Source organism: Shewanella baltica, assembly GCF_900456975.1.
GTDB lineage: Bacteria > Pseudomonadota > Gammaproteobacteria > Enterobacterales > Shewanellaceae > Shewanella > Shewanella baltica.
Map to the genome: position 1 here is coordinate 1,157,007 of NZ_UGYM01000002.1, position 22,357 is coordinate 1,179,363.

Sequence of the window (22,357 nt, forward strand, 5' to 3'; positions counted from 1 at the left end):
ATAGATTATGCATCCGGCGTTATGGATTAGTAAAACTGGCTTAGACGCACAGCAAACTGACATTGCGGTGATCTCAAACAACGTGGCGAACGCCAGCACTGTGGGCTACAAGAAAAGTCGCGCAGTATTTGAAGATTTGCTTTACCAAACAGTTAACCAAGCGGGCGGTGTCAGCGCTTCTAACACTAAGTTACCTAATGGGTTAAACATAGGTGCGGGTACCAAAGTCGTCGCCACGCAGAAAATGTTTACCCAAGGCAACATGCTGACTACGGATAACTCATTGGATCTTATGATTGAAGGCCCAGGCTTTTTTGAAATCCAGCTACCTGATGGTACTGCGGCCTATACCCGAAATGGTCAGTTTACCTTAGACGATACGGGCCAGATTGTGACACCCGGTTCTGGCTACTTGCTGCAACCCGCGATCACTATTCCTGACAATGCGACCAGTATTACCGTTTCCGCGGAGGGTGAAGTTTCAGTGAAAACCCCTGGTACTGCTGAGAACCAAGTTGTGGGTCAGTTGACTATGACGGATTTTATTAATCCATCGGGTCTAGATCCCATGGGGCAAAACTTATACACGGAAACTGGTGCGAGCGGCACGCCAATTCAAGGTACCGCTTCGTTAGATGGTATGGGAGCGATTCGTCAAGGCGCCTTAGAAACCTCTAACGTTAACGTGACCGAAGAACTGGTGAACCTTATCGAAAGTCAGCGCATTTACGAGATGAACTCCAAAGTGATTTCAGCGGTAGATCAGATGCTGTCTTATGTGACTCAGAATTTATAGAGGCAAACATCATGGCTAGATATCTTGTGGTGGCCGTCGCGTTATTGCTTGCAGCCTGTAGCTCGACGCAAAAGAAACCCCTTGCGGATGATCCCTTTTACGCGCCGGTATACCCAGAGGCTCCGCCAACAAAAATTGCCGCGACAGGTTCTATTTATCAAGACAGTCAAGCATCTAGCTTGTATTCGGATATTCGTGCTCACAAAGTGGGTGACATTATCACTATCGTTTTGAAAGAGTCGACTCAAGCTAAGAAGAGTGCAGGCAATCAGATTAAAAAAGGCTCCGACATGACTTTAGATCCCATTTTTGCCGGTGGCAGTAACGTGTCTATTGGCGGAGTGCCAATTGATTTACGTTATAAAGATAGCATGAACACTAAACGTGAATCGGATGCGGATCAGAGTAATAGTTTAGATGGCAGCATCTCGGCAAACGTGATGCAAGTGTTGAATAACGGCAGCTTAGTGATCCGCGGCGAAAAATGGATCTCAATCAATAACGGTGATGAGTTTATTCGCGTCACTGGTCTCGTTCGCTCGCAGGACATTAAACCCGATAACACTATCGATTCAACGCGAATGGCCAATGCTCGTATTCAATACAGTGGCACTGGCACTTTCGCAGATGCTCAAAAAGTGGGCTGGTTAAGCCAGTTCTTTATGAGCGACTGGTGGCCCTTCTAAGGAGTCGTATCATGAAATATAAACTGGTGTTAGCCGTTGCCGTGCTAGTGTTTTCTCTACCTAGTCAGGCTGAACGAATTAAAGATATTGCCAATGTGCAGGGCGTACGCAGTAACCAGTTGATCGGTTATGGCTTAGTGGTTGGTTTGCCGGGAACGGGTGAGAAAACCAGTTATACCGAGCAGACCTTTATGACTATGCTGAAAAATTTCGGCATTAATCTTCCTGACAACGTCAAACCAAAGATTAAAAACGTTGCTGTGGTTGCCGTACACGCCGATATGCCAGCCTTTATCAAACCGGGTCAAGATCTTGACGTCACCGTATCTAGCTTAGGCGAAGCCAAAAGTTTACGCGGTGGCACCTTGCTACAAACCTTTTTGAAAGGTGTTGACGGTAATGTGTATGCCATAGCCCAAGGCAGCTTAGTGGTGAGTGGTTTTAGTGCAGATGGTTTAGATGGTTCAAAGGTCATTCAAAATACCCCAACAGTTGGCCGTATACCCAATGGCGCGATTGTTGAGCGCAGTGTGGCGACCCCATTTTCAACTGGCGATTATTTGACGTTTAACCTACGTCGTTCTGATTTCTCTACCGCACAACGGATGGCCGATGCGATTAATGAGCTATTAGGCCCTGATATGGCGCGTCCTTTAGACGCAACATCTGTGCAGGTCAATGCTCCGCGTGATGTATCACAACGGGTGTCTTTTTTAGCAACGCTTGAAAACCTTGATGTTATTCCTGCAGAAGAATCTGCCAAAGTGATTGTTAACTCACGTACCGGAACCATAGTGGTTGGGCAAAACGTGCGTTTACTCCCAGCGGCGATTACCCATGGCGGCATGACAGTCACGATTGCTGAGGCAACCCAGGTTTCACAGCCAAATGCCTTGGCTAATGGTCAAACAACCGTCACCAGCAATAGTACGATTACAGCGACAGAAAGTGATCGCCGTATGTTTATGTTTAATCCAGGCACTACGCTGGATGAGCTGGTTAGAGCGGTTAACTTGGTCGGTGCAGCCCCTTCAGATGTGTTAGCAATACTGGAAGCGTTAAAAGTGGCAGGAGCTTTGCATGGTGAACTTATCATCATCTAATTTCTGTCGGGAAAATCATGGAAAAGCTTTCAAGTTCATCACATTTTCTTGACCTGGGCGGCTTAGATTCACTCCGCGCCCAGGCACAGAAGGATGAGAAGGGCGCCTTGAAAAAGGTCGCCCAACAATTTGAAGGTATTTTCGTGCAAATGCTGATGAAAAGTATGCGCGATGCCAATGCGGTTTTTAAGTCTGATAGTCCTCTCAATAGCCAATACACTCAGTTTTACGAACAGATGCGCGATCAGCAGTTATCGGTCGATTTATCTGACAAAGGGGTATTGGGCCTTGCCGATATGATGGTGCAGCAACTCTCCCCTGAAACCAGTCATTTCACGCCAGCATCGGTATTACGCGACGATGGCGGTATGAAAATGCTCCATGATGCTAAAGCCCTTAACGTGCCAATGCAGAGTGCAGCCGCTCCAGTGGTTGAACCCACAGTTGTTAATCATGGTGTCCCCACTGCCATTGCTCGACCAGCATTTGAGCCCGATCGCGCCATGGATGCAAATTCATCAATGGACATTGATACGCCTCATCGTTTACTGGCAATTGATACACCTAAGCCAAGCTGGAGCGAACAGTCACTTTCTGTCGTCGACCCTGTGATTAGCGGCCAAGTTTTGCCTACGGCAGCCTTTAGGGAAACCCAGAAGATAGTCCGTTTCGGTAGCCGAGAAGAGTTTTTGGCGACCTTATACCCACACGCTGAAAAAGCGGCAAAAGCATTAGGCACCCAACCAGAAGTATTGTTGGCGCAATCGGCACTTGAAACCGGCTGGGGACAAAAAATTGTTCGCGGCAATAACGGCGCGCCAAGTCATAACCTATTCAATATTAAAGCTGATCGCCGTTGGCAGGGTGATAAAGCGAACGTCAGCACCTTAGAATTCGAACACGGTGTGGCTGTGCAGCAAAAAGCCGACTTCCGTGTTTACAGTGACTTTGAGCATAGCTTCAACGATTTTGTGTCCTTCATTGCCGAAGGCGATCGTTATCAAGATGCGAAGAAAGTGGCGGCTTCGCCAACTCAGTTTATTCGAGCTTTGCAGGATGCGGGTTATGCCACAGATCCTCGATATGCTGAAAAAGTCATTAAAGTGATGCAGTCCATCAGTGAAGAGCTGAAATCAATTCTGCCAGGAGAAGACAAATGATGAACCTTACAACCCTGTTTGTTCATAGGAGTGTCAACTAATGGCCGTTGATCTGCTGAATATTGCGCGAACTGGGGTGCTTGCCTCCCAGTCGCAACTGGGTGTCACCAGTAATAACATTGCTAACGCCAATACCGCGGGTTACCACAGACAAGTGGCAACCCAGTCGACTCTAGAATCACAGCGTTTAGGCAATAGCTTTTATGGCACTGGAACTTACGTTAATGACGTTAAGCGTATCTACAATGACTATGCCGCAAGAGAGTTGCGCATTGGCCAAACAACGCTCAGTGCCGCCGAAGCCAGCTACGGTAAATTGAGTGAACTCGATCAGCTATTTTCACAAATAGGCAAAGTTGTGCCACAAAGCTTGAATGATCTGTTTTCAGGGCTAAATAGCGTAGCGGACTTACCTGCAGATTTGGGTATCCGCAGCTCGACCTTAACGAATGCGCAGCAAGTCGCGAGTAGCCTGAATCAGATGCAGTCTTATTTGAATGGTCAGCTCGATCAGACGAATGACCAGATAACCGGCATGACCAAGCGTATCAATGAGATAGGTACTGAGCTGGCAAAGTTAAATCTAGAGTTGATGAAGTCGCCGAATCAAGATGCGCAGCTGCTCGATAAGCAAGATGCACTCGTTCAAGAGTTGAGTCAGTACGCCCAAGTGAATGTCATCCCGCAAGAAAATGGCGCCAAGAGTATCATGCTCGGTGGCTCTGTGATGCTGGTTTCCGGTGAGATTGCCATGAGTATGGGGACTCAAGCGGGTAACCCATTTCCCAAAGAGTTACAGCTTAACTCAAGTATTGGCTCGCAAAGCGTCACTGTTGACCCAAGTAAACTTGGCGGTCAGCTAGGAGCTATGTTTGATTATCGTGACCAGACGTTAATTCCCGCAGGTCATGAGCTTGACCAATTAGCTTTGGGCGTGGCGGATAACTTCAACAAAATGCAAGCGCAAGGCATTGACCTCAATGGGCAACTCGGCGCCAATATCTTCAAAGATATCAATGATCCTATGATGTCCTTAGGCCGTGCAGCCGGTTTTTCTGGTAACACTGGCAATGCAACATTAGGCGTCACCATCGATGACACCAGTCTATTAACTGGTGGTGCCTACGAGCTGTCATTTACCTCGCCTGCCACTTATGAGTTGAGAGATACAGAAACGGGGACGATAACACCGCTGACGTTAACGGGCTCGATATTATCGGGTGGTTCTGGATTTTCAATTGACATAAAAGCAGGCGCTATGGCGTCGGGGGATCGCTTTGCCATTCGCCCGACAGCGGGCGCCTCAAATGGCATTGAAGTTGTCATGAAAGACCCTAAAGGCATTGCCGCCGCATCCCCAAAGATTACCGCAGATGCCGCTAACTCGGGTAATACCCAAGTTAAGTTGACTCAAATTGGCAATCGCAATGCCGCAAATTTCCCTGTGACGGGCAGTGAATTGACAATAAAGCTCGATACCACAGTGTTGCCACCCACCTATGAAGCATTCGATGCCGCAGGAACATCACTTGGGGCTGCTACAACTTATACCCCACCGAGTATCAGCGCCTTTGGTTTTACCTTTGAAGTGGACAGCACAGCTGCAGCGGCTAATGACAGATTTACCTTCGATTTATCCTTCGCCGAGGGTGATAACTCCAATGCTGTCGCTATGGCTAAGTTGAGCGAAAGCAAGGTGATGAATAGTGGCAAGTCGGCCTTAGCGGATGTGTTCGAGAATACTAAGCTCGATATTGGCAGCAAAACGAAAGCGGCCGAAGTGCGTACAGGTTCGGCTGAGGCTGTATATCAGCAAGCTTATGCGCGCGTAGAGAGTGAGTCGGGCGTGAACTTAGATGAAGAAGCCGCAAATTTAATGCGTTTTCAGCAAGCCTATCAAGCCTCTGCGCGGATCATGACGACCGCACAGCAGATTTTTGACACCTTATTATCCTCAGTGCGTTAGGAGATTTAACTATGCGATTATCATCCGCGCAGCTCTTTAATCAAAGCATTACCAGTGTGCTGCAAAAGCAAACAGCGACCAGCAAAATTCTTGACCAATTGAGCAGTGGTAAGAAAGTCAATACTGCGGGTGACGATCCTGTGGCGTCACAGGGTATCGATAATCTGAATCAAAAAAATGCACTCGTCGATCAGTTTATGAAGAACATTGATTATGCAACGAATCGTCTTGCCGTGACTGAAAGTAAACTCGGTAGTGCTGAAGATTTGACCGGTTCGATGCGTGAGCAAGTTATGCGCGCGATAAACGGCACACTATCTGGAACTGAGCGGCAAATGATTGCCGATGAGATGAAAGGCAGCTTGGAAGAGTTGCTTTCTATTGCGAATAGTAAGGATGAATCTGGCAATTATATGTTCTCCGGTTTCAGTACCGATAAAGAACCTTTTGCTTTTGATAATTCGACGCCGCCTAAAATTGTGTATAGCGGTGATTCTGGCGTCAGAAATAGTTTAGTGCAAACGGGTGTTGCCATGGGGACAAACATCCCTGGCGATAGCGCGTTTATGAAAGCACCCAATGGACTTGGTGATTATAGCGTCAATTATTTGGCCAGCCAGCAGGGTGAGTTTAGCGTTAAAACGGCGAAAATTGCTGACGCTGCAACTTATGTGGCTGATACATATACGTTTAACTTTACTGATAATGGCGCTGGTGGCACGAATTTACAAGTGCTCGATTCTGCCAATAATCCTGTCGCAAACGTCGCTAATTTTGATGCGACCAATCCCGTTAGTTTTAATGGTATAGACGTTAAAATTGATGGAAAACCCGGCGCTGGCGATAGTTTCACCATGGAACCCCAGGCCGAGGTCAGTATTTTCGATACGATCAGCAGTGCGATTGCATTAATCGAAGACCCTAATTCTGCCAACACGCCTCAAGGGCGAGCTCAGTTGGCACAGATATTGAATAACGTTGATAGTGGCGTCAATCAAATTAGTTCTGCCAGAAGTGTGGCGGGGAATAATCTGAAAGTTGTCGAAAGTTACACAGAGACACATACCGAGGAGAAAGTGGTTAACACATCAGCGCTATCACTCTTGGAAGATCTCGATTATGCATCAGCGATTACGGAATTTGAAAAGCAACAGCTTGCATTGAACGCAGTCTCTAACGTTTTTAGTAAGGTGGGTTCTGTTTCCCTGTTCGACTTTATTTAACAGAAAGCAAGTACCTATCCATCTGTAAGATAAATTGTTAAAAATTTAGCCAAGCTCCAAGCCTTGGCGGTATAACTAGGAAGAGGAACTCAACATGGCTATTACAGTTAATACCAACGTGACTTCAATGAAGGCACAAAAGAATTTAAATACATCTGGAAATGCACTCGCGACATCAATGGAAAGATTATCTAGTGGTTTGCGGATTAATAGTGCGAAAGATGATGCTGCTGGTTTAGCTATTTCTAATCGGCTGAATTCACAGGTCCGCGGCCTAGAAGTTGGAATGCGAAATGCAAATGATGGAATTTCTGTTGCTCAAGTTGCTGAAGGCGCAATGCAAGAGCAGACCAATATGCTACAGCGTATGCGAGACCTCGCTGTACAATCTGTCAATGGTGCAAACTCCACTAGTGACAAAGAAGCACTACAAGCTGAAATAGATCAGTTAACTTCAGAAATTACGGCAATTTCTAATTCAACAGCATTCGGTGATACTAAATTGCTTAGTGGTGGATTCACTGGCAAAAGTTTCCAAGTAGGCCATCAAGAAGGTGAGAACATTTCTATCTCAATTTCTGGTACAGATGCGACGACTTTAGGTGTTAATGCATTGGTAGTTTCTAGTGATACTGCAGCTTCAACTGCTATCGGTGCTATTGATAGTGCATTGAAATTGATTGATACTCAACGTGCGACGTTAGGTGCTGTTCAAAACCGCTTAGCTCATAACATTAGTAATAGTGCAAATACCCAATCAAACGTTGCAGATGCAAAGAGCCGTATTGTTGATGTAGACTTTGCGAAAGAAACTGCGCAAATGACAAAGAATCAAGTTCTGCAGCAAACTGGTAGTTCTATGCTGGCACAGGCAAATCAATTACCACAAGTAGCGTTATCACTATTAGGTTAATTTTTTATAATCTTGTATTTATTTGTCATGAAACGATGCCCAATCTTCATTAAATTAAAGATGGGCCTTCGTCATTTTATTTAAATTAAGGTATTGAAATATAAGCCATTACTGACACTTCAGAACACCAGTGTCGACTTGGAATATATAACCTTTCACTCATTTTATTCTTAAGTTGTCGAGTGATTTATTGAGTGAAGTGAATATTATTACCGTGAGAGAATCAAATTATCCAGATGCTTGATTATAATTTTCGTGAGTAAGTGATAAAATTTTTCCTTTAACTGGAAATATCATAAATTGTTGTTTTTTTTTATCTATTAAGCCAAGTCCCTTACGCCAATTCCCCTTTGTGTTTTATAAATATCATTTACGGGCTAAAGCTTTTAATGTAGCTGCCGTTAAAGTGAGTGAGCATATTGGATTAGCCTGGAAAGCAGGCGAAAATTTCTACCAGGCAAATTGAGGGTACCATCATGGCGATAACAGTTAATACCAACGTGACTTCGATGAAGGCGCAAAAGAACTTAAACGCTTCAGGCAATGCATTGGCAACGTCTATGGAACGTCTTTCCAGTGGTTTGCGTATTAACAGCGCAAAAGATGATGCAGCAGGGTTAGCAATTTCTAACCGCTTAAACTCTCAGGTTCGTGGCTTAGATGTGGGCATGCGTAATGCCAACGACGGTATTTCAGTGGCGCAAATTGCAGAAGGTGCGATGCAAGAGCAAACAAACATGCTGCAACGTATGCGTGATTTGAGTGTTCAGGCGGTTAACGGTGCAAACTCTACCAGTGATAAAGATGCCATTCAAGCCGAGATAGATCAGTTGGCTCTTGAAATTACAGCTATTTCTAACACTACAGCTTTTGGCGATACTAAACTACTTAGTGGCGGTTTTTCTGCTAAGAGCTTTCAAGTAGGTCATCAAGAAGGCGAAAATATTTCTATTTCAATTTCAGGAACAGATGCTGGAACATTAAGTGTCGATGCCTTACTGGTTTCTTCAGATAGCGCTGCATCAACATCAATAGGATTAATTGATGCGGCTATTAAGACTATTGATACTCAACGCGCGAAGCTTGGGGCAACTCAAAATCGCCTTGCTCATAATATCAGTAACAGTGCTAATACGCAAGCGAACGTTGCCGATGCCAAGAGTCGTATTGTAGATGTTGACTTTGCAAAGGAAACCTCACAAATGACGAAGAACCAAGTTTTACAACAAACAGGTTCAGCCATGCTAGCTCAAGCTAATCAGTTGCCACAAGTGGCATTGTCATTGCTCTAATTGAGACAGCAAGGTTAAAAAATTAGTCAGTCTACAAAAGCACTCAGTTTACACTTTGAGTGCTTTTTTATTAAAAAAATTGACTAGATATCAAGCATTGGTAATTTTTTTTAATAAAATTGAGTACTAATTGCGTGCTCCCTTAATCTTAATATTCATACGAGCTAGCTAACCTGAACTCGGGATAAGAAAATTTGAACTAATAGCCCTCCAAGTGATCGGATCTTTCGACCAAGAGAAACCCCATCACACCGGAGGGCCTATGCATAAATTAGTGGAAGTGTTTTCGATGCCGATGATTTTTGCGCTGTTTTCATTCCTGAATGGGAAAAAACGCTGTTAACCGATGGCACACGCAAGTGTCAACGCGCTGGCCATATGACGATGAGCGAAGTGATGACCATCATCATACTTTTTCAGATGTCCCAACACCGTGATTTCAAGAACTTCTACATAAGCTACCTGGCTCATTTCTACAAATCTGCTTTTCCCAATTTACTCAGCATACCCGCTTTCTTGAGGTGATGCCCACTGCTTTAGTGCCGCTTTGCAGCTACTTTTCCAGCCTCAAGAGTGATCCCACTGGCATCGGATTTGTTGATTCAACCAGCATCAAAGTGTGTCATAACCTACGTATTCATCGCCATAAAACCTTAGCGGGACTGGCGTGCAGAGGTAAAGGCACTATGGGGTGGTTCTATGGCTTTAAGCTGCATTTGATTGTTAATCATTAAGGCGGAATAGTGGCGGCCAAAGTGACCCCTGCGAATGTACATGACACAAAACCTGTAAATGAAATGGTGCACAGTGATATGAATAAACTCTATGCAGATAAAGGGTATATCAGTAAAGCGCTGTCCAGTGAATTGCTGGAGAAAGGCCTCACACTGGTGACGAATGTGCGTAACAATATGAAAGCAAAAGCGATATCGTTGTGGGGTAGAGCGATGCTGTTGAGACGTTTCATCATAGAAACCATTAACGACCATTTAAAAAAACATCTCTCAAATAGAGCACTTAAGACACCGCTGCATTCATGGTTTTATGCTGAATATGATTGCTGGACTCATCGCCTATCAATTGAAAGACAATAAGCCACAACTGAACCTCACTAACGCGGAGTTCAATGCTATTGCAGTTATGGCTCGTTAAACCGATTTCAGATTAGTTAAAAAAAAGAGCTAAAGGAAAATGTACCACGGTCGTTATAGATACTGTAGATAGAAAATTGGCCTGATTGTTCAGGCGACATTTAGCAGACCGTCAGGCTGATAGAGGAAATAAATCATGGCAATTACAGTTAATACCAACGTGACTTCGATGAAGGCGCAAAAGAACTTAAACGCTTCAGGCAATGCATTGGCAACGTCTATGGAACGTCTTTCCAGTGGTTTGCGTATTAACAGCGCAAAAGATGATGCAGCAGGGTTAGCAATTTCTAACCGTTTGAACTCTCAGGTTCGTGGCTTAGATGTTGGCATGCGTAATGCCAACGACGGTATTTCAGTGGCGCAAATCGCAGAAGGTGCGATGCAAGAGCAAACAAACATGCTGCAACGTATGCGTGATTTGAGTGTTCAGGCGGTTAACGGTGCAAACTCTACCAGTGATAAAGATGCCATTCAAGCCGAGATAGATCAGTTGGCTCTTGAAATTACAGCGATTTCCAACACTACAGCATTTGGTGATACTAAGTTGTTGAGTGGAGGTTTTACTGCAAAAAATTTCCAAGTAGGTCATCAAGAAGGTGAAAATATTTCCATCTCTATTTCTGGTACCGATGCTTCTACTTTAGGGGTTGAGGGGCTGCTTGTGTCCTCTGATGGAGCCGCGTCAACGTCAATAGGTTTAATCGATACAGCAATCAAAACTATTGATACGCAACGTGCGAAGCTAGGGGCAACACAAAATCGTTTAAGTCATAACATTAGCAACAGTGCTAATACGCAATCGAACGTTGCAGATGCTAAGAGCCGTATTGTTGATGTGGATTTTGCAAAGGAAACCTCTGCAATGACGAAGAACCAAGTACTGCAACAAACTGGTTCAGCTATGTTGGCTCAAGCGAATCAATTGCCACAAGTGGCGTTGTCATTACTTTAATTGAGATAGTTAGGTCATAAATTCAATCTGTCTACAGAAGCACTCGACTCATGTTTAGAGTGCTTTTTTATTGCAAAAAACTTAATTCTCTATTAGTTGAAATATACTATTAGCGGCAAAGCTTGATTAAGCAGTAACACAGCTTCAGGTTGAGCGCCAAAGGCATGCTCCTAAAGCCTCACCAATGACACCTGAACAGATTGAAATCAGTGCACTTAAACGCGAAATTGAGCGGATAAATCTCGAGAAAGAAATCTTAAAAAAGGCTACGGCTCTATTGATGTCGGACTCGCTGAACACTTCTCGATAATCGAGAAACTCAATCAGAGCAAAAAACATCCTATTTCAGTGTTATGCCATGTATTTAATGTGAACCGGAGTAGCTATCGCTATTGGGTGAGCCGTGAACTTGTGGCGACACCTGAGCAGCGGCTTTTAGAATGTGAAATCAAAGCAATACATGCTGAAAGCCGGGAGTCTGCGGGAGCTAGGAGGGTTGCGACTATCGCTTCTGAACGTGGCTGTGCGTTAAGTCGTTATAGGGCTACTCGGTTAATGAAAAAGCTTGGACTAGTGAGTTGCCAACACCTCAAACACCGCTATAAAAAGGCTGAAAATGAGCATGTGACTATCCCTAATGCACTCAAACGACAATTTGAAGTTGTCGAACCTAACACCGTTTGGTGTGGTGATGTGACGTATATTTTGGCGGGTAATCGTTGGTGTTATTTAGCGGTTGTGCTGGATGTATTTTCGAGAAAAGCGATCGGTTGGGCGATGTCACTTTCACCGGATACTGAGTTAACGGTGAAGGCGTTAGTAATGGCATTTGAATCACGAGGAGAGCCAAAAAACCTGATATTTCATTCAGATCAAGGTAGCCATTATACCAGCCTGAAATACCGTCAGCGGCTGTGGAAATATCAAATAATCCAGAGCATGAGTCGTCGCGGTAACTGCTGGGATAATGCACCGATGGAGCGATTTTTCAGGAGTTTAAAAACGGAATGGATCCCAATACAAGGCTACAAAAGTTTTACTGAAGCTAAACAAGATGTGACCGATTGTATCATTGGTTATTACAGTGAAGTCAGGCCACATCATTACAATGCAGGATTGAGCTCAAATGAATCAGAGCGAAGATTTTGGTTAGATTCTAAAAGCGTGGCCAGTTTTAGTTGACCGCTACACTACTTGGTCGCTATTCCGCGAGGTTTAAAGCTTACCGAGTATCAACGTTACGACTGATTGATCAAATCAAAGTGTATCTGAGGTGCAGGACAAGATCATTAACGTTTTTTGTCTACCCTCAAACAATATTGTTCCCTTGTGTTCTTATGTTTCCTTTTCTGAGGCATAAGCATGAATGTTGACATTATTAAGCAGCATTTCAACATCATCCAGAATGAGCGACAAACCGCAAAAGTTGACTATCTTTTGTTCGATATTCTATTTGGTGCCATCTGTGCTGTCATTGCGGGAGGCCGCGGTTGGACTGAGATCCGTGAGTATGTCCTCGGCCATCATCATTGGTTTCTCAAGCAAAAATTGTTTGAGAATAGCTTGCCTGTTGATGACACCTTTGCCCACCTGGTCGCCGCTATCGATCCAAAAGCTTTTCGCGAGAGTTTTCTCGCTTGAATGAAAGCAGTGCATCGTCTGACCGAGGGGAAGGTTGTGGCGATTGACGGCAAAACGCTACGGGGTTCCTATAACCATGACGACCGATATAGCACCAGTCATATGGTCAGTGCCTATGCTTCGGCCAACCAGCTGGTGTTGGGACAATTGAAAACCGACAGCAAGAGCAATGAAATCACCGCTATCCCGGCACTTATTCAGATGCTCGCTCTCCGTGGCGCCTTGGTCACCGTTGATGCCATGGCCTGTCAGACCAAAATTGCAAAAGCCATCATCGGCCAAGGTGGTGATTACTGGTTGTCAAGGGCAATCAAGGCAAACGGCGAAAGCCATCAGGACGGTGTTCGAGTCGTATAGTCAGGCGCCAATAGATCACCAGAAATGGCAGACCGAGAAGCGCCACGGACGAGTCGTCCTTGGCGCCAAGCAACTGGAGAGGAATTTCTCTACCTGGAAAGGGCTCAACACTTTGGTCATGGTGGAAAACTTCCGCGCCGAAAAGGGCAAGGTCGCGAACATTGAATACCGCTATTACATCAGTTCCAAAAATCGGAGTGCCGAATAAGCCAAACAAGCCGAACAAGCTGGTCAGGCCATCAGAGCCCATTGGGGTATCGAGTCAATGCACTGGATCCTGAATGTAAGCCAGCAGGAGGATGCCTGCAAAAATCTATAGGGAAAACGCAGCGGAAAATTTGGCGGGTCTTCGTCACATGGCACTTAACATGCTGCGCGCCGAAACAACCAAGATCAGCGTGCCGATGAAGCTGGAACGCTGCATGATGAAAATCGACTTCCAGGAACGCGCGTTATTAGCCGGTTTTGCCTCTATGGCCAAATAATGCACACTCATGCGGATGCCCTGAACTGAGGTGGTGAGTAATGCCTAACATGAATAAGCCTTATATCTCTCAACAGCTAGTCCACTTCCATATTTACTGAGTCACTAGATATTTAAAATAATTAGCAAGGAAAAAAGATAAAAATAATAAAAAAATTTCTAAAGGAAACTGTTTTGCGGTCGTTAAAGATATGTAGATAGAAAATTGGCCTGATTGTTCAGGCGACATTTAGCAGACCGTCAGGCTGATAGAGGAAATAAATCATGGCAATTACAGTTAATACTAACGTGACTTCGATGAAGGCGCAAAAGAACTTAAACGCTTCAGGCAATGCATTGGCAACGTCTATGGAACGTCTTTCTAGTGGTTTGCGCATTAACAGCGCAAAAGATGATGCTGCAGGGCTTGCAATTTCTAACCGTTTGAACTCTCAGGTTCGTGGCTTAGATGTGGGTATGCGTAATGCCAACGACGGTATTTCAGTAGCGCAAATCGCAGAAGGAGCGATGCAAGAGCAAACAAACATGTTGCAACGAATGCGTGATTTGAGTGTTCAGGCGGTTAACGGTGCAAACTCTACCAGCGATAGAGATGCACTTCAGGCTGAGATTGATCAGCTTGCGTTAGAGATAACTGCAATTTCTAGTACCACGGCGTTTGGTGATACTAAATTATTAGACAGTTCTTTTGCTGGTAAGAGTTTCCAAGTTGGACATCAAGAGGGAGAAAATATTTCAATTAGTATCTCTGGTACTAACGCAACAGCATTAGGTGTAAATGCATTAGCAGTATCTACGGATATTTTGGCTTCAACTGCTACAGGTGCTATTGATGACGCAATTAAAGCGATTGATACACAACGTGCTAAACTTGGTGCGACTCAAAACCGCTTGAGTCATAACATCAGTAACAGTGCTAATACTCAAGCAAACGTTGCCGATGCAAAGAGCCGTATTGTGGATGTTGACTTTGCGAAGGAAACCTCACAAATGACGAAAAACCAAGTGCTACAACAGACAGGATCTGCAATGTTGGCTCAAGCCAACCAATTACCTCAGGTTGCTCTGTCCTTATTGTAAGACTTTGAATATTTTTGAAAGTGATAAGGGAGCGTCAATTGATCTCCCTTTGCTACTTTTAAGAGTTAATTGAGTGGTTTAGAGTACTTATTTTTATAGACTAAAAAGGGTGCTTAATTTGGTGAGGTATAGCTATGGACATTAGTATAGCAAGTTCATCTACAATGGTTCAAAATAAAGGGGATATGGCTCAAACTCCTCTTAAAGCATCTGTAAATAGTGTAGAAAAGAAGGAGGGTTCAGTAGTCTCTGGAATAGATCAAACAATTGAGCAGAAACAAGCAGAAAATGATCAAGAACCCAGTAAACTTGTGCAAGTGGCAACCGAGCTCTCTGATATGATGTCAATGATGCGAAAAGGTTTAGCATTTAAAGTTGATGAGAGTTCTGGTCAGGCAGTTGTAACCGTTTTAGATAGAGACACTGGTGATATAATAAGGCAAATGCCGAGTGAAGAGGCATTAGCATTAGCTGAAAAGTTGTCAGAAGTAACGGGTCTTCTGATGAAGACAGAAGCATAAATTGCTAGTTCTTCAGCGAGAGAGTAGTTAAAGGGGAATATTATGGCATTAACAGCAACAGGCATAGGTTCAGGCCTTGATATTGGTAATATCGTTAAGGTATTAGTTGATGCTGAGAAGACACCCAAAGAAGCAATGTTTAATAAGACCGAGGATGCTATTAAAGCTAAAGTCTCGGCAATTGGCTCTTTAAAAAGCGAGTTAGCTAAGTTTCAAGATGCACTTAAAAAACTTCAGTCTGGAGATGCACTGAATCAACGGAAGGTTTCTACTGGCGATAGTCAGTATGTTACTGTAACCGCGGATAAAAGTGCAAAAGCTGGTAGTTACAGCATAAAAGTAGAACAATTAGCTGTTAGTCATAAAGTGGCTGGAACAAATGTTGCGGATCGTACTCTCGGAGTAGGAGAGGGAACACTAGATTTTGGTATTAATGGTAGCTCTTTTTCAGTTCCCGTTTTAGCAACTGACTCACTTGATGAGATTGCTAAAAAAGTAAATTCAGCCTCTGGTAATGAGTCCGTTACTGCAACCGTTATCACGAGTGATGCAGGTAGTCGGATTGTTTTTAGCTCAGATAAATCGGGCGAAGATAATCAAATCACAATTACCGCAAATGATACTTCTGGCACTGGTTTGTCAGATATGTTTGGTGCAGGTAATCTTTCAACTCTTCAAGATGCAAAGAATGCTATTATTTATATTGATGATCAGAAAGTAACGTCCCAGAGCAATGAGATTAAAGGTGCTATAACTGGTGTTACCATGAACCTAACCTCTGCTGATGTATCCAAAACAACAACTCTAAAAATTGAACAGGACAATGATGCTGTTAAAGATAATGTGAAGGCTTTTGTTGAAGCTTTCAATAGCTTAAATGCCTCGATCGATAAAATGTCAGCATATGATAAAGATAAAAAAACTGCATCGGCTTTGCAGGGTGATTCAATGATTCGTTCAATTGAATCACAGTTACGGAATATGATCAGTGAGAGAGTTACTACAGATTCTGGTAATGTAGCACTTTACGATATAGGTATCAAAACAGATAAATATGGTAAATTATCAATCGATGAAACTAAGCTTGATAAAGTTATAAATGAAGATATGTCAAGTGTTGAACAGTTATTTGCTACCAAAGATACGGGTTTAGCAAATAGATTAGATAACTTATCGAATAATTATGTTAAGAGCGATGGTTTAATCGCTGGCCGTCAAAATTCTTACACGAGCCAACAGAAACGCCTTGATGAACAAAGAGAGGCTTTTTCTTTAAAAATGGAACAATTAACTGCACGCTTAACTAAACAGTTCAATGCAATGGATTTGGTTGTTGGGCAACTTAATCAGCAAAGTTCTGGTTTAGCAGATCGCTTAAACTCACTTCCAGGGGTTGTATCTAAATAGTCGCTTTATTACGGAAGTTGGGGCGTTGAATGTGCAAAGAATTAGATGAACTTAACAAATCTCTCTATGAAATACTTCATAAACTTACTATCACTCCTGCGGAAGATGAAATTACTGACACATTGGTATCAAACTTGCTTAAACAAGTAGCGCGGCGTCAAATATTGATTAATGAGTTAGTTGTTGAGCATACTGAAGATTGCAGGTCGTACTTACAAAGGCAGTTTGATTTAACTCAAGATTTTGTCAGTAAATCAGTTGTTATACTGGCGGAGAGACGGGCTTTATTACACGCAGCGAGTAAAAATAAGCGTCAAATAAATGTTTATAAAGCAATTGATTCAAATAGGTAGGTGTTTATGAGGGGTTCACTTCAGTCTTATCGTAAAGTTTCATTAGACAGTGAGATTTCTGTTGCTTCGCCGCATCGCATTATCCAGTTAATGTTTAATGGAGCACTGCAACGTCTAGCGCAGACTCGTTATGCTATTGAGCAGAATGATTTAGCGAGTAAAGGCATCTATATTGGTAAAGCAATTGGAATTATTAATGGTTTGAATAATAGCTTGAATATGGATGCTGGTGGACAGATCGCAAGAAATTTGAGTGACCTTTATGATTTTATGCTTCGTAAAATTACAGAGGCAAATTTAAATAATGATGTGAAAGCAATCGATGATGTATGCGATATTTTACGTACTATCAAAGAAGGCTGGGATGCAATTCCTGCAGATAAACATAATATATCTGCACATTCTGAAGCTGGTTAATATCGTGATTTATGATTAAAAAAAGACGCACTGGTTGCGTCTTTTTTTTGGCTTGAAGTCAAGTTTTTGACGTTTTTAACTAGAATCATGGCATAAATGAACTAAAATCAATTCAGTTTGGCATAAACCTCATCTGAGGCTTGCTTCTCGTCTGCTGATAATACAATATTCATCACAGTAGTGATGGTGGCACAGATTGTTACATTGAATTTGTTAAGCTTTTACAGCAACTAATCATAAATAATTAATGCGAATTAATACATATTAGAGCTTTACGGCCTACTGAATGATGCAAACAGATCAACGAATTTTACTTATCGGCCCCCCATCAGAGCGATTAAATCGCCTGTGTTGCATTTTTGATTTTTTAGGTGAGCAAATTGCACAAATTGACGCCGAAAAATTAAGTGCTAGCCTCCAAGATACTCGTTTTCGAGCTTTAGTTATCCTAACTGATGTTATGGATGCTGATGCGCTTAAAAACATCGCGGGTCAACATCCATGGCAACCTATGCTGTTGCTTGGCAACGTTGACGATCTGCAAGTGTCTAACATTCTTGGAAATATTGAGGAACCTTTAACCTATCCTCAACTCACCGAATTATTACACTTCTGCCAAGTATTTGGCCAAGTTAAGCGCCCTCAGGTCCCCACAAGTGCAAATCAAACTAAGTTATTCCGAAGCTTGGTTGGGCGCAGTGATGGTATTGCCAATGTAAGACACTTGATTAATCAAGTGGCGACATCTGAGGCGACTGTACTAGTATTGGGTCAATCCGGTACCGGTAAAGAAGTGGTTGCCCGTAATATCCATTATTTGTCTGAGCGCCGTGATGGCCCTTTTATTCCTGTTAACTGTGGTGCTATACCGCCAGAGTTGTTAGAGAGTGAACTTTTTGGTCATGAGAAGGGATCATTTACTGGGGCTATCTGTTCTCGTAAGGGCCGTTTCGAATTGGCAGAAGGTGGCACACTATTTCTCGATGAAATTGGTGATATGCCATTGCAGATGCAAGTTAAATTGCTTCGTGTACTGCAAGAACGAGTATTTGAGCGTGTTGGCGGCACTAAGACCATCAATGCCGATGTGCGCGTTGTCGCAGCGACACATAGAGATTTAGAAACCATGATCAGCGTGAATGAGTTCCGCGAGGATCTCTATTACCGCCTAAACGTATTCCCGATTGAAATGCCCGCGTTGTGTGATCGCAAGGACGATGTGCCTTTGCTATTACAAGAGTTGGTGAGCCGAGTCTATAACGAAGGCCGTGGCAAGGTGCGTTTTACGCAGCGTGCGATAGAGTCGTTAAAAGAACATGCTTGGTCGGGTAACGTGCGTGAGCTGTCTAATTTAGTCGAACGCCTCACCATTTTATATCCGGGTGGATTGGTTGATGTTAACGATTTACCCGTTAAGTATCGCCATATTGATGTGCCCGAGTATTGTGTAGAAATGAGCGAAGAGCAACAGGAACGTGATGCTTTGGCTTCTATCTTTAGTGATGAAGAGCCGGTTGAAATCCCTGAGACGCGTTTCCCAAGTGAGCTACCGCCTGAAGGCGTGAACCTTAAGGATTTATTAGCAGAACTGGAAATCGACATGATACGTCAAGCACTAGAGCTGCAAGATAACGTTGTTGCTCGCGCGGCTGAGATGTTAGGAATTCGTCGTACAACGCTAGTAGAAAAAATGCGTAAGTACGGAATGACCAAAGATTAGTTTTCTATTTTATTGTTATATAAGTAGTTTTAACCTCTAAAGTTCAATTTCTAATTTGGCATAGATACTGCAGTCACTCCGTCATAAGCAATTTTTTGACGGAGTGACTATGTCAGCCAACCCACTAGCGCAAATTGAGTCATTCAAGCACACTAGCAAACAATGGAACCAACTGCGTGAGGCCGCTAATATGTCCAATCGAATGGAGCATATTTTACAGGCTATGCCATCCGGCGTGGTGATTATCAATGGCGACGGTATAGTCACGGATGCCAATCCGGTTGCAGTTGAATTACTAGAGCGCTCCTTGTGTGGCGTTCGCTGGATTGATGTGATCCACAGTGCCTTTGCGCCACAGGACGATGATGGTCACGAAGTGTCACTGCGTAATGGCCGCCGCGTTAAGTTAGCGATTACGCCACTGACGCCAGAGCCTGGTCAATTAATTGTGTTAACTGATCTGACTGAAACTCGATTATTACAGAAAAATCTATCCCATCTACAACGCTTATCTGCACTGGGTAAAATGGTCGCGACCTTGGCGCACCAAGTGCGCACGCCTTTATCTGCCGCTTTGCTATATGCCTCTAATCTTGCGAGTCCTAAGTTATCCGATGCCGCTAAAGCGAAATTCCAGCAAAAACTTGTTGATAGACTCAATGAACTGGAGCGTCAGGTTAACGACATGCTATTGATGGCGAAAGGCCGTCAGGATGAACTGGGAGATTTGATTACGCTTGCTGAGGTTATCGACAATGTATTGGCAAATTGTGAGCCGATAGTGGCGAAGCAAGGTTGTGATTTGTCATTTGATGATGCATCAAGCAGTTCGATGTTAGCCAATTCAAATGCTTTAAGCTCGGCAATCAACAATTTAGTGATGAACAGTATCGAGGCTGGCGCCACTGAGATTCGTATTCAGGCGAAAGAAGAGGGCGATCAGTTACTACTGAATGTCATCGACAATGGCAAAGGCTTAGATGCCAATATGCAGCAGAAGGTACTTGAACCTTTCTTTACGACAAAATCGCAGGGAACTGGGCTTGGATTAGCGGTTGTGCAATCCGTGGTGCGTAATCATGGAGGACAACTGCAATTAAGTTGCTTACCGAATAAAGGTTGCACTGTGTCTTTAGTCTTCCCAAGGGCTAAATCTGCGGTGATATTACCTTTGGAGATTACCCATGTCTGAAGCAAAGTTATTGCTCGTTGAAGATGATGCCTCATTGCGTGAAGCCTTGTTGGATACCTTAATGTTGGCTCAATATGAGTGCATTGATGTTGCCTCCGGTGAAGACGCTATCTTAGCTTTGAAACAACATCAATTTGATTTAGTCATTAGCGATGTGCAGATGCAAGGTATTGGTGGTTTAGGATTATTAAACTTCCTACAGCAACATCATCCTAAGTTGCCAGTGTTGTTGATGACAGCTTATGCCACGATTGGTAGTGCGGTGGATGCTATTAAATTGGGCGCTGTCGATTACTTAGCGAAACCTTTTGCGCCAGAAGTCTTGCTCAATCAAGTTTCCCGCTATTTGCCGTTAAAACAAAATGTGGATCAGCCAGTTGTTGCCGATGAGAAGAGTTTAGCTTTATTGGCACTGGCTCAGCGGGTTGCCGCTTCCGATGCCTCTGTTATGATCTTAGGTCCTAGCGGCTCGGGTAAAGAAGTCTTAGCCCGTTATATTCATCAACACAGTAGCCGTGCCGATCAAGCTTTTGTGGCCATTAACTGTGCAGCGATTCCTGAGAATATGCTCGAAGCCACTCTTTTTGGTTATGAAAAAGGCGCATTTACTGGTGCCTATCAAGCGTGTCCGGGGAAATTTGAGCAGGCTCAAGGTGGCACTTTGCTGCTAGATGAAATCTCTGAGATGGATTTAGGCCTACAAGCTAAGTTATTGCGGGTATTGCAAGAGCGTGAAGTTGAGCGTTTAGGCGGCCGTAAAACCATTAAGCTCGATGTGCGCGTGCTTGCCACATCCAATCGCGACTTAAAAGCCGTGGTAGCCGCTGGTGGATTTAGGGAAGATCTCTATTATCGAATCAACGTGTTCCCCTTAGCTTGGCCCGCATTAAGTCAACGTCCAGCGGATATTCTGCCCCTTGCGCGCCATTTACTGGTTAAGCATGCCAAGGCATTGAATGTCGCCGATGTGCCTGAGTTGGATGAAAATGCACGTCGACGTTTATTGAGTCATCGCTGGCCGGGGAACGTACGTGAACTCGATAATGTGATCCAGCGGGCTTTGATATTAAGAGCCGGTCAAGTGATCACCGCCAATGACATTATTATTGATGCGCAGGATGTGATTTTAGGCGCTGAAGACCTAGATCAATTTGTTGCCGAGCCAGACGGTTTAGGCGAAGAGCTTAAAGCGCAGGAGCATGTGATTATTTTAGAAACCCTTAATCAATGCCAAGGAAGTCGCAAGCTGGTCGCTGAAAAACTGGGGATAAGTGCCCGAACCTTAAGATACAAGATGGCAAGAATGCGTGATATGGGCATTCAACTGCCAAATTAGCCTTTAAATTCAAGTGATAATCTTGCAGCCTCCACATGAGTGTGAGGCTGCATTTATTAAAATATACCACCGAAAAGTGACATATTTTATCCAGAATCCTTAGTTTAAACTTCTTCTTATCCCGTCAATTTATTATCAATCACGACCATTTGAAAACTTGGCCGTTATTTTGCATTGTCCCGTTATAGGTATTTTGATCGTCAAGAACTCGACGACTGGGAGCTCAGCATGCAAATAGGCGCAAATTCATTCCTGCAAGAAATGCAGAAACTCCAAGGCGAAATTACGCCGTCTTTTGGCGTTCAGCCAAATATCATGCAGCAAGTTAATAACACCAGTGGTGCGGACTTCGGTCAGTTACTCTCGCAAGCCGTCGGCAATGTCAGCGGCTTACAGTCGACATCATCAAACCTCGCGACGCGCTTAGAAATGGGAGATACTACCGTCACTTTGTCGGATACTGTTATTGCCCGTGAGAAAGCCAGCGTCGCCTTCGAGGCAACGGTACAAGTACGTAATAAGCTTGTCGAAGCCTATAAAGAAATAATGAGCATGCCTGTCTAGGCCAGTGAATAACCCAATTAGCAGGTACGAATCGTGAGCACAG

The 22,357-nt window shown here is 43.8% G+C and carries 18 protein-coding genes and 3 pseudogenes; all 21 read left to right on the forward strand.

The genetic code is table 11. The features are described 5' to 3' along the window. Positions 1–7 precede the first annotated feature (7 nt). Positions 8–796 carry a flagellar basal-body rod protein FlgG gene (gene flgG / locus DYH48_RS05210; RefSeq protein ID WP_006085642.1) on the forward strand — a complete coding sequence of 263 codons (789 nt, stop codon included), beginning with the start codon at positions 8–10 and terminating at the stop codon, positions 794–796. An 11-nt stretch (positions 797–807) separates the two neighbouring features. Beyond that, positions 808–1,482, forward strand: a complete 675-nt coding sequence (flgH, locus tag DYH48_RS05215; protein WP_106651088.1) for a flagellar basal body L-ring protein FlgH — start codon at positions 808–810, stop codon at positions 1,480–1,482. Positions 1,483–1,493: 11 nt separating this feature from the next. After that, complete coding sequence (locus DYH48_RS05220) at positions 1,494–2,585, forward strand: flagellar basal body P-ring protein FlgI (RefSeq protein ID WP_115334213.1); 1,092 nt, start codon at positions 1,494–1,496, stop codon at positions 2,583–2,585. Between the two features lie 17 nt (positions 2,586–2,602). After that, positions 2,603–3,745 (forward strand): flagellar assembly peptidoglycan hydrolase FlgJ, encoded by a 1,143-nt coding sequence (gene flgJ / locus DYH48_RS05225; RefSeq protein ID WP_115334214.1) that lies wholly within the window; start codon positions 2,603–2,605, stop codon positions 3,743–3,745. Between the two features lie 40 nt (positions 3,746–3,785). After that, positions 3,786–5,711, forward strand: a complete 1,926-nt coding sequence (flgK, locus tag DYH48_RS05230) for a flagellar hook-associated protein FlgK (RefSeq protein ID WP_115334215.1) — start codon at positions 3,786–3,788, stop codon at positions 5,709–5,711. A gap of 11 nt (positions 5,712–5,722) precedes the next feature. Next, positions 5,723–6,934 (forward strand): flagellar hook-associated protein FlgL, encoded by a 1,212-nt coding sequence (flgL, locus tag DYH48_RS05235; protein ID WP_012089708.1) that lies wholly within the window; start codon positions 5,723–5,725, stop codon positions 6,932–6,934. 94 nt (positions 6,935–7,028) lie between these two features. Next, positions 7,029–7,847, forward strand: a complete 819-nt coding sequence (locus DYH48_RS05240; protein ID WP_006085637.1) for a flagellin N-terminal helical domain-containing protein — start codon at positions 7,029–7,031, stop codon at positions 7,845–7,847. Positions 7,848–8,323: 476 nt separating this feature from the next. Continuing rightward, complete coding sequence (locus DYH48_RS05245; RefSeq protein ID WP_006085635.1) at positions 8,324–9,139, forward strand: flagellin N-terminal helical domain-containing protein; 816 nt, start codon at positions 8,324–8,326, stop codon at positions 9,137–9,139. 262 nt (positions 9,140–9,401) lie between these two features. Then, a pseudogene (locus DYH48_RS05250) lies at positions 9,402–10,291 on the forward strand (IS982 family transposase). Positions 10,292–10,426: 135 nt separating this feature from the next. After that, positions 10,427–11,242, forward strand: a complete 816-nt coding sequence (locus DYH48_RS05255; RefSeq protein WP_006085633.1) for a flagellin N-terminal helical domain-containing protein — start codon at positions 10,427–10,429, stop codon at positions 11,240–11,242. 133 nt (positions 11,243–11,375) lie between these two features. Beyond that, positions 11,376–12,424, forward strand: a pseudogene (locus DYH48_RS05260) (IS3 family transposase); the annotation flags it as partial. Positions 12,425–12,604: 180 nt separating this feature from the next. Further along, positions 12,605–13,725, forward strand: a pseudogene (locus tag DYH48_RS05265) (ISAs1 family transposase). Positions 13,726–13,988: 263 nt separating this feature from the next. Then, positions 13,989–14,804 (forward strand): flagellin N-terminal helical domain-containing protein, encoded by an 816-nt coding sequence (locus DYH48_RS05270; protein ID WP_006085624.1) that lies wholly within the window; start codon positions 13,989–13,991, stop codon positions 14,802–14,804. 134 nt (positions 14,805–14,938) lie between these two features. Further along, positions 14,939–15,325, forward strand: a complete 387-nt coding sequence (locus tag DYH48_RS05275) for a flagellar protein FlaG (protein ID WP_115334216.1) — start codon at positions 14,939–14,941, stop codon at positions 15,323–15,325. 42 nt (positions 15,326–15,367) lie between these two features. Beyond that, positions 15,368–16,732: a flagellar filament capping protein FliD gene (fliD, locus tag DYH48_RS05280; RefSeq protein WP_006085621.1), complete on the forward strand. Its 1,365-nt coding sequence runs from the start codon at positions 15,368–15,370 to the stop codon at positions 16,730–16,732. 29 nt (positions 16,733–16,761) lie between these two features. Next, the gene (locus DYH48_RS05285) at positions 16,762–17,085 is read left to right on the forward strand and encodes a hypothetical protein (RefSeq protein WP_006085619.1); all 324 of its coding nucleotides are present in this window, start codon (positions 16,762–16,764) and stop codon (positions 17,083–17,085) included. A 6-nt stretch (positions 17,086–17,091) separates the two neighbouring features. Beyond that, positions 17,092–17,502 (forward strand): flagellar export chaperone FliS, encoded by a 411-nt coding sequence (fliS, locus tag DYH48_RS05290; protein WP_006085618.1) that lies wholly within the window; start codon positions 17,092–17,094, stop codon positions 17,500–17,502. Between the two features lie 286 nt (positions 17,503–17,788). Further along, positions 17,789–19,222, forward strand: a complete 1,434-nt coding sequence (locus tag DYH48_RS05295) for a sigma-54 dependent transcriptional regulator (RefSeq protein WP_011847309.1) — start codon at positions 17,789–17,791, stop codon at positions 19,220–19,222. Positions 19,223–19,331: 109 nt separating this feature from the next. After that, positions 19,332–20,414 (forward strand): sensor histidine kinase, encoded by a 1,083-nt coding sequence (locus tag DYH48_RS05300; RefSeq protein ID WP_115334217.1) that lies wholly within the window; start codon positions 19,332–19,334, stop codon positions 20,412–20,414. After that, positions 20,407–21,750, forward strand: coding sequence for a sigma-54-dependent transcriptional regulator (locus DYH48_RS05305; protein WP_006085616.1), 1,344 nt, complete (start codon positions 20,407–20,409; stop codon positions 21,748–21,750). Before DYH48_RS05300 ends, DYH48_RS05305 begins: the two co-directional genes overlap by 8 nt. A gap of 228 nt (positions 21,751–21,978) precedes the next feature. Continuing rightward, on the forward strand, positions 21,979–22,314 hold the full coding sequence (gene fliE / locus DYH48_RS05310; RefSeq protein WP_006082407.1) for a flagellar hook-basal body complex protein FliE: 336 nt from the start codon (positions 21,979–21,981) through the stop codon (positions 22,312–22,314). Positions 22,315–22,357: the final 43 nt, after the last annotated feature.

What these genes read in the sequence shown, in the direction of transcription:
- flgG (WP_006085642.1), top strand. Translation starts at nt 8, where the DNA reads ATGCATCCGGCGTTATGGATTAGTAAAACTGGCTTAGACGCACAGCAA.
- flgH (WP_106651088.1), top strand. Translation starts at nt 808, where the DNA reads ATGGCTAGATATCTTGTGGTGGCCGTCGCGTTATTGCTTGCAGCCTGT.
- DYH48_RS05220 (WP_115334213.1), top strand. Translation starts at nt 1,494, where the DNA reads ATGAAATATAAACTGGTGTTAGCCGTTGCCGTGCTAGTGTTTTCTCTA.
- flgJ (WP_115334214.1), top strand. Translation starts at nt 2,603, where the DNA reads ATGGAAAAGCTTTCAAGTTCATCACATTTTCTTGACCTGGGCGGCTTA.
- flgK (WP_115334215.1), top strand. Translation starts at nt 3,786, where the DNA reads ATGGCCGTTGATCTGCTGAATATTGCGCGAACTGGGGTGCTTGCCTCC.
- flgL (WP_012089708.1), top strand. Translation starts at nt 5,723, where the DNA reads ATGCGATTATCATCCGCGCAGCTCTTTAATCAAAGCATTACCAGTGTG.
- DYH48_RS05240 (WP_006085637.1), top strand. Translation starts at nt 7,029, where the DNA reads ATGGCTATTACAGTTAATACCAACGTGACTTCAATGAAGGCACAAAAG.
- DYH48_RS05245 (WP_006085635.1), top strand. Translation starts at nt 8,324, where the DNA reads ATGGCGATAACAGTTAATACCAACGTGACTTCGATGAAGGCGCAAAAG.
- DYH48_RS05255 (WP_006085633.1), top strand. Translation starts at nt 10,427, where the DNA reads ATGGCAATTACAGTTAATACCAACGTGACTTCGATGAAGGCGCAAAAG.
- DYH48_RS05270 (WP_006085624.1), top strand. Translation starts at nt 13,989, where the DNA reads ATGGCAATTACAGTTAATACTAACGTGACTTCGATGAAGGCGCAAAAG.
- DYH48_RS05275 (WP_115334216.1), top strand. Translation starts at nt 14,939, where the DNA reads ATGGACATTAGTATAGCAAGTTCATCTACAATGGTTCAAAATAAAGGG.
- fliD (WP_006085621.1), top strand. Translation starts at nt 15,368, where the DNA reads ATGGCATTAACAGCAACAGGCATAGGTTCAGGCCTTGATATTGGTAAT.
- DYH48_RS05285 (WP_006085619.1), top strand. Translation starts at nt 16,762, where the DNA reads ATGTGCAAAGAATTAGATGAACTTAACAAATCTCTCTATGAAATACTT.
- fliS (WP_006085618.1), top strand. Translation starts at nt 17,092, where the DNA reads ATGAGGGGTTCACTTCAGTCTTATCGTAAAGTTTCATTAGACAGTGAG.
- DYH48_RS05295 (WP_011847309.1), top strand. Translation starts at nt 17,789, where the DNA reads ATGATGCAAACAGATCAACGAATTTTACTTATCGGCCCCCCATCAGAG.
- DYH48_RS05300 (WP_115334217.1), top strand. Translation starts at nt 19,332, where the DNA reads ATGTCAGCCAACCCACTAGCGCAAATTGAGTCATTCAAGCACACTAGC.
- DYH48_RS05305 (WP_006085616.1), top strand. Translation starts at nt 20,407, where the DNA reads ATGTCTGAAGCAAAGTTATTGCTCGTTGAAGATGATGCCTCATTGCGT.
- fliE (WP_006082407.1), top strand. Translation starts at nt 21,979, where the DNA reads ATGCAAATAGGCGCAAATTCATTCCTGCAAGAAATGCAGAAACTCCAA.